The 14,393-nt window shown below is 59.6% G+C and carries 14 protein-coding genes; 11 read left to right on the top strand and 3 right to left on the bottom strand.

What is annotated here, in order from left to right:
* The first annotated feature begins 462 nt into the window (after positions 1 to 462).
* Both J2J99_RS28515 and J2J99_RS28520 read left to right on the top strand, forming a co-directional pair.
* Positions 463 to 942 (top strand): DMT family transporter, encoded by a 480-nt coding sequence (locus J2J99_RS28515; protein WP_168302271.1) that lies wholly within the window; start codon positions 463 to 465, stop codon positions 940 to 942.
* On the top strand, positions 939 to 1,379 hold the full coding sequence (locus tag J2J99_RS28520; protein ID WP_168302272.1) for a DMT family transporter: 441 nt from the start codon (positions 939 to 941) through the stop codon (positions 1,377 to 1,379). Before J2J99_RS28515 ends, J2J99_RS28520 begins: the two co-directional genes overlap by 4 nt.
* 57 nt (positions 1,380 to 1,436) lie before the next feature.
* Here the strand turns inward: J2J99_RS28520 and yghX are convergent, their stop codons facing one another.
* Positions 1,437 to 2,324 carry a YghX family hydrolase gene (gene yghX, locus J2J99_RS28525; protein ID WP_168302273.1) on the bottom strand — a complete coding sequence of 296 codons (888 nt, stop codon included), beginning with the start codon at positions 2,322 to 2,324 and terminating at the stop codon, positions 1,437 to 1,439.
* A 286-nt stretch (positions 2,325 to 2,610) separates the two neighbouring features.
* On the opposite strand from yghX, the gene J2J99_RS28530 reads away from it, so the two are divergent.
* From J2J99_RS28530 to J2J99_RS28550, 5 genes are all read left to right on the top strand, one after another.
* Complete coding sequence (locus tag J2J99_RS28530; RefSeq protein ID WP_168302274.1) at positions 2,611 to 3,768, top strand: Gfo/Idh/MocA family protein; 1,158 nt, start codon at positions 2,611 to 2,613, stop codon at positions 3,766 to 3,768.
* A 13-nt stretch (positions 3,769 to 3,781) separates the two neighbouring features.
* Positions 3,782 to 4,666 carry a carbohydrate ABC transporter permease gene (locus tag J2J99_RS28535; RefSeq protein WP_168302275.1) on the top strand — a complete coding sequence of 295 codons (885 nt, stop codon included), beginning with the start codon at positions 3,782 to 3,784 and terminating at the stop codon, positions 4,664 to 4,666.
* Positions 4,663 to 5,520: a carbohydrate ABC transporter permease gene (locus J2J99_RS28540; protein ID WP_168302276.1), complete on the top strand. Its 858-nt coding sequence runs from the start codon at positions 4,663 to 4,665 to the stop codon at positions 5,518 to 5,520. The genes J2J99_RS28535 and J2J99_RS28540 overlap by 4 nt, the downstream gene beginning before the upstream one ends.
* 72 nt (positions 5,521 to 5,592) lie before the next feature.
* Entirely contained in the window at positions 5,593 to 6,798 is a 1,206-nt protein-coding gene (locus tag J2J99_RS28545) for an ABC transporter substrate-binding protein (protein ID WP_168302279.1), read from the top strand.
* 154 nt (positions 6,799 to 6,952) lie between these two features.
* Entirely contained in the window at positions 6,953 to 8,086 is a 1,134-nt protein-coding gene (locus tag J2J99_RS28550; RefSeq protein WP_168302277.1) for an ABC transporter ATP-binding protein, read from the top strand.
* Between the two features lie 325 nt (positions 8,087 to 8,411).
* On the opposite strand, the gene J2J99_RS28555 is transcribed toward J2J99_RS28550, so the two are convergent.
* Positions 8,412 to 8,963 carry a hypothetical protein gene (locus J2J99_RS28555; protein WP_168302278.1) on the bottom strand — a complete coding sequence of 184 codons (552 nt, stop codon included), beginning with the start codon at positions 8,961 to 8,963 and terminating at the stop codon, positions 8,412 to 8,414.
* A gap of 61 nt (positions 8,964 to 9,024) precedes the next feature.
* Here J2J99_RS28555 and J2J99_RS28560 point away from each other — a divergent pair, with 61 nt between their 5' ends.
* The 4 genes from J2J99_RS28560 (at position 9,025) to J2J99_RS28575 (ending at position 13,075) form a co-directional block, all read left to right on the top strand.
* Positions 9,025 to 9,411: a transposase gene (locus tag J2J99_RS28560; protein WP_168302454.1), complete on the top strand. Its 387-nt coding sequence runs from the start codon at positions 9,025 to 9,027 to the stop codon at positions 9,409 to 9,411.
* Entirely contained in the window at positions 9,408 to 9,752 is a 345-nt protein-coding gene (gene tnpB / locus J2J99_RS28565; RefSeq protein WP_168302453.1) for an IS66 family insertion sequence element accessory protein TnpB, read from the top strand. Before J2J99_RS28560 ends, tnpB begins: the two co-directional genes overlap by 4 nt.
* Before the next feature lie 75 nt (positions 9,753 to 9,827).
* Positions 9,828 to 11,447 (top strand): IS66 family transposase, encoded by a 1,620-nt coding sequence (tnpC, locus tag J2J99_RS28570; protein ID WP_168302452.1) that lies wholly within the window; start codon positions 9,828 to 9,830, stop codon positions 11,445 to 11,447.
* A 438-nt stretch (positions 11,448 to 11,885) separates the two neighbouring features.
* Positions 11,886 to 13,075 (top strand): IS3 family transposase gene (locus J2J99_RS28575; protein ID WP_132576271.1). Its coding sequence is split into 2 segments (ribosomal slippage): positions 11,886 to 12,138 and positions 12,138 to 13,075, totalling 1,191 coding nucleotides; the frame shifts between segments, so codons are not numbered across the junction.
* Positions 13,076 to 13,153: 78 nt separating this feature from the next.
* Here J2J99_RS28575 and J2J99_RS28580 read toward each other — a convergent pair.
* On the bottom strand, positions 13,154 to 14,059 hold the full coding sequence (locus J2J99_RS28580; protein ID WP_343229144.1) for a macro domain-containing protein: 906 nt from the start codon (positions 14,057 to 14,059) through the stop codon (positions 13,154 to 13,156).
* Positions 14,060 to 14,393: the final 334 nt, after the last annotated feature.

Raw genomic sequence — 14,393 nt, forward strand, 5'->3', positions numbered from 1 at the left:
AGCGAAATTCATCGCTCGATGTGAACGAACGGACAGGCTACCGCACAATCGCCGAAAGCGGAAGCAATTTGCGGAAATCGCCCTATTTTGCGGCGTGCATCGCGGATTTTGCAGGAATGGCGCGCTAAGAGGAGCGCCGCCGTATCGCATCCTCCATGCCTGCCAGGTTCTGACGAGACAGTTCGCCGCCGGAAAGAGATGCGTGAGAACGGCTGCTGCTATCAATCGAACACGTGCGCCGTGGGACCAACAGGCAGGCGGTGGTCATCGTCTTGCGGTAGAGGCCGATGAACGGCCCGCAACAGGATGATTTCAGGCCAGGTCGGCCCAAAATCCAAACCCTGTTCTCAACGAAAGAGTTAGAGCCTGATGCCGGCCGAAAACCGCTCACACTTTTCGGCATCATGCTCTAGTGGCAAATGAAAGCATCCGCCGCAATCGATTCGCTGACGGGAAACTCCGATGACCATCGACGCCGCACGAAATCCGCATCCGATCTATTTTGCCGGCGCTTTTGCCACGGGCGGGCTCCTGACTTTCATGGTGCACCTGAACGGCGAGCTGGCACGCTATGGAAACCCGCTGTTTTCGTCCTGGACCGCGCATGGCACCGGCATGCTCGCAGCCGTCATTCTTCTCCTGCTGGTCCATCGGCGGCGCAGGCCAAAGCCGGGCTTGCGCGCGCCTCTGTGGGCCTATCTCGGCGGGCTCTCCGGCGCGGCCACGGTCATGCTGACTTCGACGACGGTCAACTCGCCGCTCGGGCTCTCCGGCACCTTGGCCCTCGGGCTGGCGGGCCAGGTCGTCTTCAGCGTCGCGGCCGACTTCTGGGGGCTGTTCGGCCTGCAAAAGCGGCATCCCGATACCCGCGACATCGTTGCGCTCGGCCTGGTCGTTGCGGGAGCGGCGCTGATCATCCTGTTCGGGCGAGGCGCGGCATGACGCTCTTCATTCTCCTCGCTTGCCTCGGCGGCGTGCTCGTCGGCCTCAGCCGTCAGCTCAATGGGCGGCTGAGCATCTCGACGACGCCGCTGATCGCATCCTTCTGGAATCACGCCATAGGCTTTGCGGTCCTCACCTGCCTCGGTATCGTCGTCGGCGGCCTGCTTCCTGCGGGCGCTGCCGAGGCGCCCTGGTATGCCTATCTCGGCGGTCCGCTCGGCGTCGTCTTCGTGGCGGCCGGCAGTTGGGCGATTGCGCGGATCGGCGCAGTCAACTCGGCTCTGCTGATCATCGGCGGGCAGATGGTCACGGGGGTGGCGTTTGACTATCTCAGCGCCGTGCCGGCCTCCTTCTGGGCGAATGCCGGCGGCATTGTTCTCATCATCGGCGGAATGATGGTCAGCCGGGGACGGCGCAAGGCCGGCGCTCCGAAATAACTCCGGCGGCCCGGCGGGAACGCCTCCCCGCCGCCTGATCGCCAAGCCGCTGCATCCTCAAGCGAGGTATTTGGTAAACCAGTCGACCGTCCGCTGCCAGGCCAGCTTGGCCGCCGCCTCGTCGTAGCGTGGCGTGGTATCATTGTGGAAGCCGTGATTGACGTCGGGATAGATATAGGCCTCGTAAGTTTTTCCCGCGGCTTTCAGCGCCGCTTCATAGGCCGGCCAGCCTTCGTTGACGCCCTTGTCCAGCCCGGCATAGTGGAGCAGCAGCGGCGCCTTGATCTTCGGCACGTCTTCGGCGCGCGGCTGCCTGCCGTAGAACGGCACGGCGGCGGCAAGTTCGGGATAGGCGACCGCCGCCGCATTCGCCACGCCGCCGCCGTAGCAGAAACCGACGATGCCGACCTTGCCGGTGGTGAGGTCGCTCTTCATCAGAAACTCGACTGCCGCGAAGAAGTCGTTCATCAGCTTTTCCGGATCGACCTTCTGCTGCAGTTCCCGTCCCTTTTCGTCATTGCCGGGATAGCCGCCGACCGAGGTGAGGCCATCGGGCGCCAGCGCGATAAAGCCGGCCTTCGCCACGCGCCGCGCCACATCCTCGATATAGGGGTTGAGGCCCCTGTTCTCGTGCACGACCACCACGGCGGCGACCTTGCCGGTGGCGTTTTTGGGGCGGACGAGATAGCCGCGCACATCGCCATTTCCTTTCGGCGAGGGGTAGGTGATATATTCGGCGGCGATATCCGGATCGGTGGCCTCGACCTGGGTCGCCAGCGCATAATCAGGGCTCAGCGACGCCAGGATGGCGGCCGCGGTCACGCCGCCGACGGCGAATTTGCCGGCGCGGTCGAGAAACTCGCGCTTGGTGATCCGCCCGTGCGCGTAATAATCATAGAGTTCGAGCAGTTCCTGTGGGAAATCCTTGGCTGTCATGCGGGTCATGATGGCTCCTCCTGGCCTCGGGTTCCCATCCATCTTACACACGCCAGCGTGCTCGACTTTTCAACATTTCGCGAGTTCTGCGTGAGCTTGCCGGCGCTATTGCCGACAGTTGCAACCATTCGGCGCTTCCGCATCCGGTCATCGACCGCACGAAAATCGAAAGCCGCCCGCCGGTTTATGAAAATTAATTTCATAGGCGTGGCGTGAGGCCCGTTTTCTATTGACGCCTCTCAATTTTTGTCCCAACTTAAAGAAAATAAATTACTTAATCGGGAACTGGATCGGCATGAAAGTGGGCATCATCGGGCTCGGATTCCGGCTCGGCTACCTCGGCTACGTCTTCAAAGCGATTGATAGCAGCTTCGACATCGTCGGTTACGTGGATCCCGATCCCGCCGGACTTCCCGGCTTGACGGAAAAGGGTATTTCCGCCGGCAAGGCCTACGGCTCGCCGGAAGAGCTGCTTGCCTCCGAAAAGCTCGATCTGCTGATGATCGGCTCGCCCAATCATATGCATCTCGGCCATATCAGGCTCGGGCTTCAGGCCGGTCTGAAAGTCTTCTGCGAAAAGCCGATCGTCACGACCATCGCCGAAAGCATCGAGCTTGCCCATCTGATGGCGCAGTTCGGCCATGAGCGGCTGATGGTCGGCCTCGTGCTGCGTTACTCCCCGCTCTACAAGGACCTGCGCGCCATCCAGGCCGAGGGCAAGCTCGGCCAGATCGTCTCGATCGAGGCTTCCGAACATATCGAGCCCTATCACGGCGCCTTCTTCATGCGCGACTGGCGCCGCTACGAGCGCTATTCCGGCAGTTTCATGCTGGAGAAATGCTGCCACGACCTCGACCTTTACAATGGTGTGGTCGGCGCGCGGCCGGAGCGGGTTGCCAGTTTCGGCGGCCGCAAGAGCTTCATCCCGGCCAACGATCCGGCTCGGGAGGGCATCAACGATCTCGAGCTGTTCCACCGCAAGCCGAGCGGCTGGATGGGGTCGGACAAGGTCTTCGACAGCGATGCCGACATCATCGATTACCAGGTGGCGATCGTCGAATATGAAAACGGCGTCGGCATGAACTTCCACACCAATCTGAACGTGCCCGACCAATTCCGCCGCTTTGCCATCATGGGCTCGCGCGGCATGGCCGAAGGCGATTTCGTGCGTGGCTATCTCAACGTGCATGAGCAGCTGACCGGCGACAAGATCGTCGCAAACACTTATGCCGCCACCGAACTTTCCCAGCATTACGGCGCCGACGAACAGATGGCGAGCGACCTCTTGGAAAGCGTGCGCACCGGGCTCGAGCTTCCCGTCTCCACCCTCAATGCGCTCGAGGCCGGTATCCTGGCCCTTGCCATGGACGAAGCGAGGATGAAGAAATCGGTCATCGACCTGCGTCCCGTCTGGGATCGCTTCGACGAGGCCCTTCACGCCAGAGCGGCTTGAGGAAGGCGGCAAGATGAGTGTTCAAAGAAGCGCCTTCATCTTCGCCTGGATCCTCCTCCTTCCGGCCCTTCTCTACGTTCTCGCCATTGTCGCCTACCCCCTCGTCGATACCTTCATTCTCTCCTTCACCGACGCGTCGCTGAAGAAGACCACCAATTGGGTCGGCTGGATCAATTACGAGAAGATCTTCAACGCCACCTTTGCCGAGGTCATTTTCCGCACTTTCATCTGGACCTTCTTCTCGGTCGCGCTGAAAATGGTGATCGGCACGTTCGGCGCCTGCATGCTGAACGCCGCCGTGCCCGGCCGCTCACTGTTCCGGCTTTTGACCATGCCGCCCTGGATCGTGCCGATGGCGATCGGCATCTTCATGTGGGGCTGGATGTATAATGGCCAGTTCGGGATGATCTCGGGTCTGCTGCAGCGTTTCGGCCTGGTCGACGGCCCGGTCGCCTTCCTCGCCTATGGCAGCACCGCCTTCTGGGCGACGATCGTCACCGATGTCTGGATCGGCGTGCCGCTGGTGACGATCTACTTCCTGGCGGCGATCCAGTCGATCCCGAAGGATCTCTACGAGGCCGCCTGGACCGACGGCGCCGGCCGCTGGTACCGCTTCCGCCGCATCACCCTGCCGCTGATGGTGCCCGCCATCATCACCATGTCGATGCTGTCGCTGATCGCCACCTTCAATTCGTTCGACATCATCTGGATCCTGACACAGGGCGGCCCGAGCGGCGAGACGACGACGATGATCATCGACACCTACCAGACGGCGATCGGCTCGAAGAAATACGGTGAAGGTGCAGCGCGCGCCGTCTTGATCTGCATCTTCCTGTCGCTCTTCTGCTTCGCCTATTTCCGCGTCACCCGCCGCCTCAACCCGGAGAAGCGCGCATGAGCAGTGCTGCCATGATCGACCGTTACCGCTGGTGGGAAATCATCCTGATCTATTGCGGCATCGCGCTGTTTCTGTTCTTCGTGCTGGCGCCCTTCGTCGAGGGCTTCCTGGTGTCGCTGAAACCGCTCGCCCAGCTCTTCTCCTCGCCCTATCGTTTCTGGCCGGAGAACGGTTCGTTCGAAGCCTACCGGACGATGTGGATCAGCGTGCCGGGCTTCGGGCGCTATATCTTCAACTCCTTCTTCATCTCGATCATCGTCACGCTGATCGTGCTCTGCCTCGTCATTCCGGCGGCTTATGCCTTCGCCAAGTTCGAATTCAAGGGCATGGGTATCCTGCTCGGCGCCTTCCTGACGGTGAACATGTTCTCCGGCGCCGTGCTGTTGATCCCGCTCTTCCGGCTGATGCGCAGCATGGGTGTGCTCAACACCTATCTCGCCATGATCGTGCCGGGCGTCGCCTTCCTCATCCCGTCGGCGATCTGGCTGCTGCGCACCTACATGATCCGCATTCCCCAGGAGCTCAACGAAGCCGCCTATATGGATGGCGCCAGCCACTTCTACACGCTTCGCCGCGTCATCCTGCCCATTGCGATGCCGGGCATCATCGTCGTCGCCATCACCACCTTCATCGGCGCCTACGCCCAGCAATTCATCTTCGCGCTGACCTTCAACTCGAAGACCGAATACATGCCCCTGCCGGTGGGGCTCTTTGCTTACTTCGGCAAGCAGGAGGTCATCTGGAACGAACTGATGGCGGCTTCCTTCGTCGGCATCGCGCCGGCGATGGTCGTCATCTTCTTCCTTCAGCGTTACCTCGTCGGCGGTCTGACCGCCGGTGCGGTGAAACAATAAAAGCAAAAAACGTGTGAACAGCCAACCAAGAATGGGAGTTACGACGTGAGCATAACAATCAAGACAGGCCTTATGGCGCTCGCCTTGCTCGGTTCGACGGCACTGACCGCGGTCACTGCCCATGCGGCCGACAAGGAAATCAGCTGGATCTATTGCGGCGACACGATCGATCCGGTCCACACCAAATACATCAAGCAGTGGGAAGAAAAGAACGCGGGCTGGAAGGTCACGCCTGAAGTCGTCGGCTGGGCGCAGTGCCAGGACAAGGCAACGACGCTTGCCGCCGCCGGCACGCCGGTGGCCATGGCCTATGTCGGCTCGCGCACGCTGAAGGAATTCGCCCAGAACGACCTCATCGTTCCGGTGCCGATGACGGATGAGGAAAAGAAGGCTTACTATCCGCACATCGTCGATACGGTGACCTTCGAGGGCAACCAGTGGGGTGTTCCGATCGCCTTCTCCACCAAGGCGCTCTACTGGAACAAGGACCTGTTCAAGCAGGCCGGCCTCGATCCCGAGAAGCCGCCGAAGACCTGGGCCGAAGAAATCGAGATGGCCAAGACCATCAAGGAAAAGACCGGCATTCCGGGCTTCGGTCTCTCGGCCAAGACCTTCGACAACACGATGCACCAGTTCATGCATTGGGTCTACACCAACAACGGCGCGGTAACGGATGCCGAAGGCAAGATCACCCTCGACAGCCCGCAGATTCTCGCCGCGCTGAAGGCCTACAAGGATATCGTCCCCTACTCCGAGGAAGGCCCGACGGCCTATGAGCAGAACGAAGTCCGCGCCATCTTCCTCGACGGCAAGGTCGCGATGATCCAGGCCGGATCGGGTGCCGCCTCCCGCCTGAAGGAGACGAAGATCAACTGGGGCATCACGACGCTGCCGCTCGGCCCCGATGCCAAGGGTCCGGGCACGCTCCTGATCACCGACAGCCTGGCGATCTTCAAGGGTTCGGGCGTCGAGGACAAGGCGACCGAATTCGCCAAGTTCATCACCTCGCCGGATGTGCAGTCGGAATACGAACTGCAGGGCGGCGCCGGCCTCACGCCGCTGCGTCCCTCGAAGAAGGTCGACGAATTCGTCGCCAAGGACCCCTATTGGAAGCCGCTCATCGAAGGCATCGACTATGGTGGTCCCGAGCCGCTCTTCACCGATTACAAGGGCTTCCAGAATTCGATGATCGAGATGATCCAGTCGGTCGTCACGGGCAAGGCCGAACCGGAAGCCGCGCTCAAGAAGGCTGCCGGCGAAATCGAAGCTTTCAAGTAAGCGGCTTCGACGCCTTGGGATCGCGGAGGCAACAATCCGCGATCCCTCCCCTGCAGCGTCGCACGTCTTGTCGGATGCGCAACGCTGCAGCGCCTTGCATTATGCAGTAATGATGATCGAACGTGCGACAAAGGCCGCCGGCGGAGACAGATTTTTGGGACAGCTCCTTCTCAACAAAGTTCAGAAATTCTACGGCGATTATGAAGTTCTGAAGGGCGTGCAGCTCGAGGTGAGGAATGGCGAGTTCGTCGTCTTCGTCGGCCCGTCCGGCTGCGGCAAGTCCACGCTGCTGCGGATGATCGCCGGTCTCGACGCAACGACGGCGGGCGACATCATCATCAACGGCGTCAGGGTCAACGACCTGCCGCCGGTCAAGCGCGGCATCGCCATGGTGTTCCAGTCCTACGCGCTCTATCCGCACATGACCGTCTTCGAAAACATCGCCTTCCCGCTGCGCGTCGAGAAGATGGAAGAGGCAAAGCTCAAGGCCAAGGTGGAAAACGCCGCGCGCATCCTGCATCTCGACCAGCGGCTGCAGCAAAAACCCGGCATGCTCTCCGGCGGACAGCGCCAGCGCGTCGCGATCGGCCGCGCCATCGTGCGCGAACCGAAGATATTCCTGTTCGACGAGCCGCTCTCGAACCTCGATGCGGCGCTGCGCGCCGACATGCGCATCGAGCTTGCTAAGCTGCACCGGGCGTTGAAGGCGACGATGATCTACGTGACTCACGACCAGGTCGAGGCCATGACGATGGCCGACCGCATCGTCGTGCTCGACGCCGGCAACATCTCCCAGACCGGCGCGCCGCTGGAGCTTTATCACAAGCCGGCCAACCAGTTCGTCGCCGGCTTCATCGGCAATCCGAAGATGAATTTCCTGCCCGTGACCTGCAAGGGCGTCAGCGCCGCCGGCGTCGAGGTGGATTATCAAGGCCAGACCGCCGTTCTGCCGGTAATGCCGCGCGACGGCATATCAGGCAAGACCCTGACGCTCGGCATCCGGCCGGAGCATATCCAGCTCAACGGCGGCGATATCGTCTTCACAGTGACCCCGACGGTGATCGAACGCCTCGGCGCCAACACGGTCGCCTACGCCTCTCTCAACGGCGAGGCCGAAAATTTCTGCGCCATGCTCCCCGGCAGCGTCGGCATCCGCGCCGACGCGCCTGTGACAACCGGCATCAATGCCGCCGATTGCCATCTCTTCGACGAGGCGGGCATCGCCTTCGAGCGGCGGGTGGAGCTGACGGAAATCGATATGAATGTGATCAACCCGACGGCCGCTTGAAACGACTGCCTCAGTGTCGGCAGTTCGTTTCTGCCCGGGGGTCGGTCGATTGCGGGGATTGGTGATATGACTGCATTGCGTCTTCAAGTTGGCCACCAATTGGCCGCGGTGCGCACCCTGAAAGCCGCCGTTGGCTGGAGCGCTGGCAATACCTACATGGCCGAGCCACATAACCCATTCTCGACGAAAGTCTCATGTAACCGTTCTAGATGATCCGCAATAATTGTACAACTGTGAGATCACGGCGGATCCCGCGGCAGTCTTCGTTCGCGGCACAGACTGGAAGCTTAACCATCATCACAGAAGCCGTATAGCATCCTTGTATTCAAAAGAGTTCTGATGCCTGCGTTTGAAGACGTCCGTTGAAAGCGAGTTGATCTTCCAACTTGATGAACCAGACACCCAACGGGTCCGGGTCGTAATTGGTCACATTGAATGTGGTTGCCCTCAGCTCGACTGATTTATCGTAGGTCTTATTACTGTGGCCTACAGTCTGATTGATGAAGACCTTATAAATACGGTCGGGAGGCGAGAAATCAGTCGGAAAATTGAATGTTAGACTTATAGTGTTCCCGGCGAAGCTGAGATCATTCAAGTACAGTGCTCTGGCGAGAAAGAGAGTGCCGCGAGCCCGTTCAACGATGAGTTTGTAGGGGCAAGCAATTCCCGCCTGCTCAAGTAAATATCCAAATGTCTGCATATCCGACTGCGTTCTGAAGACGATTCCCCGAAGGTGTGGAGTCAAAGGGACGTGCCCCTCGACGCTCACCTCGGACATCCGCATGTTGGTGATGTATTCTTTGTTTTCGGAATTTGTGGGGGCGTCGTGATAGATCGCGTCGAAATCTAACTGATTAAACGTAAGCGGGTAGGTCACCCCACGTATCTTTAGGGCCGCTGAACGGTCATTCTCTAGCATGAGTCATGCGGAGAAACCTATGAGCGACAGTGTGAATCATCATCGAACATTCGAGGTCCTGACGGCGGAGCCGGTGCAGTCTCGACGCAAGCCACGTCATTGGTCGGACGAAGAGAAGGCACAGCTTGTCGCCGAGGCACTCTCGCCGGGGGCCAATGTGTCGGCGATTGCGCGGTCTCAGGGATTGGACCCGTCGCAGCTCTATGCCTGGCGTCGTAAGGCGCTCTCGTCGGGAATGGTCGCGCCACTGACGGAGGGAGCGCGCGCGCCAGTCAAGTTCACGCGCTTTGAGGCGGTGGCCGGTTCGATGGTGGAGATCGTCGTGGGCGATGTTGTGGTGCGCGTCGGCGGCGATGTTGATGCCGATCACCTGACCAAGATACTCCGGGTGGTCCGCACGGCATGATCGCTTCCGGTGTGGTGGTTTACGTGTCGTGCCAGCCGGTCGACTTCCGCAAGGGGGCCGCGTCTTTGATGGCGCTGGTCCGAGATGGCGGTCTCGACCCGTTCAATGGCTCGCTTTACGTGTTCCGGTCGAAGCGGTCGGACCGTGTTCGCATTGTCTGGTGGGACGGCTCAGGCGTCTGCCTCTATTCGAAAACCCTGGAAGAGCAAGGCTTTTGCTGGCCGGGTATATCGGCGGCGCGGATGCGTCTCGACCATTCGCAACTGATGGCGCTTCTGGCGGGGCTCGATTGGAAAAAGATCCGACCGGCCAAGATCAGGCGGCCGTTGTTGACGGGCTGAAACCGGCCTGCGGCAAGATGAATCATGTGGCTGTAATGATTGGGAAAGCGGCTGTTCTTGTGCTCTATTGCCTCCATGGATTTGCCCGTTTCCGACCTGCCAGACGACGTCGATGCGCTGAAAGCGATGATCCTTGCGATGGCGCGCGAGCAGGCTGCGAACGAGACCCGGCTTGCAGCCGCGGCGGCAGAGGTCGAGCGGCTGAAGGCCGTCGAAGTGAGCGCCAACGAACGGATCGCCAACCTCACGGCGATCCTGAAGGTTTTGCAGCGCACGCAACATGGCAAGCGATCCGAGCGGCTGCGCCTGGCCGTCAATGACGAACAGGTTTCCTTTGCGTTCGAGGAGGTCGAGACCGGCCTTGCGGCAATCCAGAGCGAACTCCACCGCGCGACCGGGGACAAGCCGAAGCGCGCGCCGCGTCCGCGCAAGGGCTTTGCCGCTCATCTCGAACGCATCGAGGAGGTTATCGAGCCGGAAATCCCGGCCGACTGCGCGGGGCTGGAAAAGGTTCTGATCGGCGAGGATCGCTCCGAGCGGCTGGACGTGGTGCCGCCGAAGTTCCGGGTGATCGTGACGCGCCGCCCCAAATACGCTTTCCGGGGCCGCGACGGTGTAGTTCAGGCCCTGGCGCCGGCACACCTTATCGAAAGCGGCCTGCCGACGGAGCGGCTGCTCGCCTATATCGCCGTGTCGAAATACGCCGACGGACTTCCGCTTTACCGGCAGGAGGCGATCTATGTGCGCGATGGCGTCGAGGTCAGCCGGTCGTTGATGGCGCAGTGGATGGGGCATCTGGGCTTCGAATTGCAGATGGTCGCCGATTATATCCTCGACCGGGTCAAGGAGGGCGAAAGGGTCTTCGCCGACGAGACGACCTTGCCCACGCTTGCCCCCGGTTCCGGGAAAACCACCAAGGCCTGGCTGTGGGCCTACGCACGCGATGATCGACCCTACGGTGGAACCAGTCCGCCGATGGTTGCCTATCGCTTTGAGGACAGCCGGGGCGGCGATTGCGTGGCGCGTCATCTCGCCGGATTCAGCGGCATCCTGCAGGTTGACGGCTACTCAGCCTATACCAGCCTGGCCAAGACGCGGGCCAAAACCGGCAGCAATGAACCCATCCAGCTCGCAGGCTGCTGGGCACACCTGCGGCGCAAGTTTTACGATCTGCACATCAGCGGAGTCTCTCAGGCCGCAACGGAATCGATCGTCGCCATGACCGAGTTGTGGAAGTTCGAGGACGAAGTCCGCGGCAAGAATGCCGAGAGCCGCGCGGCGCGACGCCAGGAAGAATCCGCGGCCATCGTCGCCAGCCTCTTCGAGCTCTGGGAAAAGGAGCTTGGCAAGGTCTCGGGAAAATCCAAAACCGCCGAGGCGATCCGCTATGCGCTCACCCGGCGAGAGGCGCTGGAACGCTTTCTCACGGACGGTCGCATCGAGATCGACTCCAACATCGTCGAACGGGCGATCAGGCCCCAAACGATTACGAGAAAGAACAGTCTATTCGCCGGCAGCGAGGGCGGTGGACGAACCTGGGCGACGGTGGCCACCTTATTGCAAACGGCCAAAATGAATGGCGTCGATCCGCTCGACTGGCTCTCGCAGACCTTGACCCGCATTGCTCAAGGCTGGCCAGCATCCGAAATCGAAGCGCTCATGCCCTGGAACTTCAAGCCTGACGTTATCGGCTGACCGCTTACGATTAAACGCCACATCGCCATCTAGGAATGTCTTCGAACGTTGCACATTGCCGCTACTGAACTTTGCTCCTGGAAGCGTGATTACGGAGACAAAGTCGAACAAAAACATGACCGGAATGGACATATGATTTGGCAGGCGCCATTGGTCAGCGATGCATTTTATGCCCTCCGTCCGGAAGTGAAATCCATTTTTGGGTCGAAAATAGAGACGTGCGCACGAGTGGGCACCATCAAAAATATTGAGTGCCCCGCCGTTAGCGACATCAAGAAAGTCAGTCGCATTGTTCCGGCAACGAAGTTCATTATGCCGGACAATATTAATTGCTGTGGTGACGTCGCACGCGTGATACAGAAAGTGGGGCCAACTTGACCTGCCACTGCGAATTTCCTCCAGGATGGATTAGAGTCCGGCCCATTGAAGGACGGACGAATGAAGAAGCAGCGATTTACGGAAGAGCAGATTATTGCGGTGCTGAAGGAGCAGGAGGCTGGCGCGAAGGCAGCCGACCTCTGCCGCAAGCACGGGATTTCAGAAGCGACGTTTTATAACTGGAAAGCCAAATTTGGCGGCATGGACGTCTCCGAGGCGAAGCGTCTGAAGGCGCTCGAGGACGAGAATGCCAAGCTAAAGAAGTTGCTGGCCGAGCAGATGCTGGATGCAGCCGCACTCCGCGAGCTTCTTGCAAAAAAATGGTAGGGCCTGCCGCCAAGCGTGAAGCCGTCACGCATCTGAAGGCCGTCATGGGTCTTTCGGAGCGTCGGGCCTGCCAGATCATATCTGCCGACCGCAAGACGATCCGTTATCGGTCAAGTCGACCGCCGGAGGTCGATCTGCGAGCGAAGCTGCGCGACCTCGCCAACGAGCGGCGGCGTTTTGGCTACCGTCGGCTGTTCATCCTGCTTCGGCGAGATGGAGAGCCGTCCGGCGTCAATCGCATATACCGTCTTTATCGCGAGGAAGGGCTTTCCGTTCGCAAGCGAAAGGCCCGGCGGCGTGCTGTCGGCACGCGTGCACCGATCCTGGTCGAGGCGAAAGCCAATGCCCGCTGGTCGCTGGATTTCGTCCACGACCAGTTTGCCTGCGGCAGACGATTCCGCGTCTTGAATGTCGTTGATGACGTGACGCGCGAATGCCTGGCAGCGATCCCGGACACGTCTATCTCTGGTCGACGTGTTGCTCGAGAACTGACAACGCTGATCGAACGACGCGGCAAGCCCGGAATGATTGTCTCCGACAACGGCACCGAACTAACGTCGAATGCCATTCTCGCCTGGTCGAGGGATCACAAGGTGGAGTGGCACTACATCGCGCCGGGGAAGCCGATGCAGAACGGCTATGTCGAGAGTTTCAACGGTCGGATGCGCGACGAGTTGCTCAACGAGAGCCTCTTCTTCGGCCTCGATCATGCCCGCAGCGCCATTGCTGAATGGGCTGACGACTATAACCATTTCCGGCCACACTCGTCGCTCGGATACCAGACCCCGGCAGGCTACGCCGGGAGCATCGCCGCAACCGGCTCCAACGCTGCGCAAGATGAAAGCTTCGCGTTTCCGCCGGTTGCTCCCACCGCGCCAGTTGGCGTATTCAAAGCCGCCGAGGCTCTAATCGCAGCCGGATGAAACTTCCGTGGCAGGTCAAACTGGCTCGATTTCCAGTTAGACGATCGGCTTGCTCTTTCACATGCTGTTGAGCCCGCGCTAGAGTGAGAGGCACGCTTGCTCTCCGTAACCGGACGCCACGGTATCCAGTTGAGCACCACTCTTTCGGTCTTCGCGGCTGATGTACAGTGCATGACCGGGGCTAGCCTCAGGCCAGCCGGGTTTACTAATCTCTGCAACTCTCACGTAAGGCAACGACGCGAGGATTGGAAAGAGATAGGACTTCAGCTTCTTTGATGGCTCGTCTGCGAACTGGTCACCGGTAAACATACCGTTCTGGAGTGACGACCACGCCGCTTCAACAAGTTCGTGGTCGATCATCTCCGTTCGGCCGGTTGACCGTTCAATTAGAATATCACCGTCATCGACCCAGCGGGCTACAAATTCCGATGTCTTTCGAAGCGTCGAGAAATGGTTGCCGCGCTGAATTCTCGTCATGATGTCATGGCGGAATTCGTTGAAGCTGATAGGCACTCGCCGCACTTCCGGCCTGTTATGCTCAGCAACAAATGTCTGAGGAACTTGATAGTCGTGAACGTAGACGGGAATGTCGATCTTTGACAGGTAGCGTTCCATCAGCGGTCTAACATCCTTCCAGTTCAAGTTTCCATTTCCGCAGCCCAAAGGTGGGAAGGAAATCGAGGCGATTCCCATCTGTTTGTAGGACCGCTGGAAGGTCTCGAGTCCAGCTTCAATGTACTCAATCTTTGAAGGTTGCCGCCAGGTCGTTTTAGTCGGGAAGTTCAGAATCCAGTGGTCCGACGCGCGCCAAAGATGGAGCTTTCCGACGTCCAGAGAATGGCTGTCGCAAAGCTTCTTGTAGGCCTTGAACATGGCGGGGTAGCGCTCTCTGAATTCGAGTGCGATACCCTTTCCCATCACGCCTACGACGTTCACAGTGTTGACGAGGGTCTGAGCAGGAGAGTCGAATAGGCTTGTTCGCACGTATGTTAGCAAAGAATCACCCCAATGTTCTCTATCTGTTCTGGAATTTATACCATATTGCCCGCATGAGGTCGCGCTGATTCAGTCAAGCGCTATTGTGTGTCCACGTGATGAACGTAGGTGTGGCCATATTGCCGCGATTTCAGGAAACAGTCCGCCAATCTATAACGTTGCATCGAGCTCCTTCGCGATAAAACGAGGGTAGTCGAGGCATCGCAAAATAGAGAGCCCTCAACCTGAAGCGCTCCTATCGGAAGGATGAATTTCACGACCTCAGAGTCACCAAAACTGCGTTCATTTACAGTAGCATTCCGATAGAACGTCGCTAATGGCA

This window comes from Rhizobium binae (genome assembly GCF_017357225.1).
GTDB lineage: Bacteria > Pseudomonadota > Alphaproteobacteria > Rhizobiales > Rhizobiaceae > Rhizobium > Rhizobium binae.

Coding starts and splice junctions, on each gene's coding strand:
- yghX (WP_168302273.1), bottom strand. CDS start 2,324: ATGACCCGCATGACAGCCAAGGATTTCCCACAGGAACTGCTCGAACTC.
- tnpB (WP_168302453.1), top strand. CDS start 9,408: ATGATCGCTTCCGGTGTGGTGGTTTACGTGTCGTGCCAGCCGGTCGAC.
- J2J99_RS28560 (WP_168302454.1), top strand. CDS start 9,025: ATGAGCGACAGTGTGAATCATCATCGAACATTCGAGGTCCTGACGGCG.
- tnpC (WP_168302452.1), top strand. CDS start 9,828: ATGGATTTGCCCGTTTCCGACCTGCCAGACGACGTCGATGCGCTGAAA.
- J2J99_RS28545 (WP_168302279.1), top strand. CDS start 5,593: ATGGCGCTCGCCTTGCTCGGTTCGACGGCACTGACCGCGGTCACTGCC.
- J2J99_RS28530 (WP_168302274.1), top strand. CDS start 2,611: ATGAAAGTGGGCATCATCGGGCTCGGATTCCGGCTCGGCTACCTCGGC.
- J2J99_RS28535 (WP_168302275.1), top strand. CDS start 3,782: ATGAGTGTTCAAAGAAGCGCCTTCATCTTCGCCTGGATCCTCCTCCTT.
- J2J99_RS28520 (WP_168302272.1), top strand. CDS start 939: ATGACGCTCTTCATTCTCCTCGCTTGCCTCGGCGGCGTGCTCGTCGGC.
- J2J99_RS28515 (WP_168302271.1), top strand. CDS start 463: ATGACCATCGACGCCGCACGAAATCCGCATCCGATCTATTTTGCCGGC.
- J2J99_RS28540 (WP_168302276.1), top strand. CDS start 4,663: ATGAGCAGTGCTGCCATGATCGACCGTTACCGCTGGTGGGAAATCATC.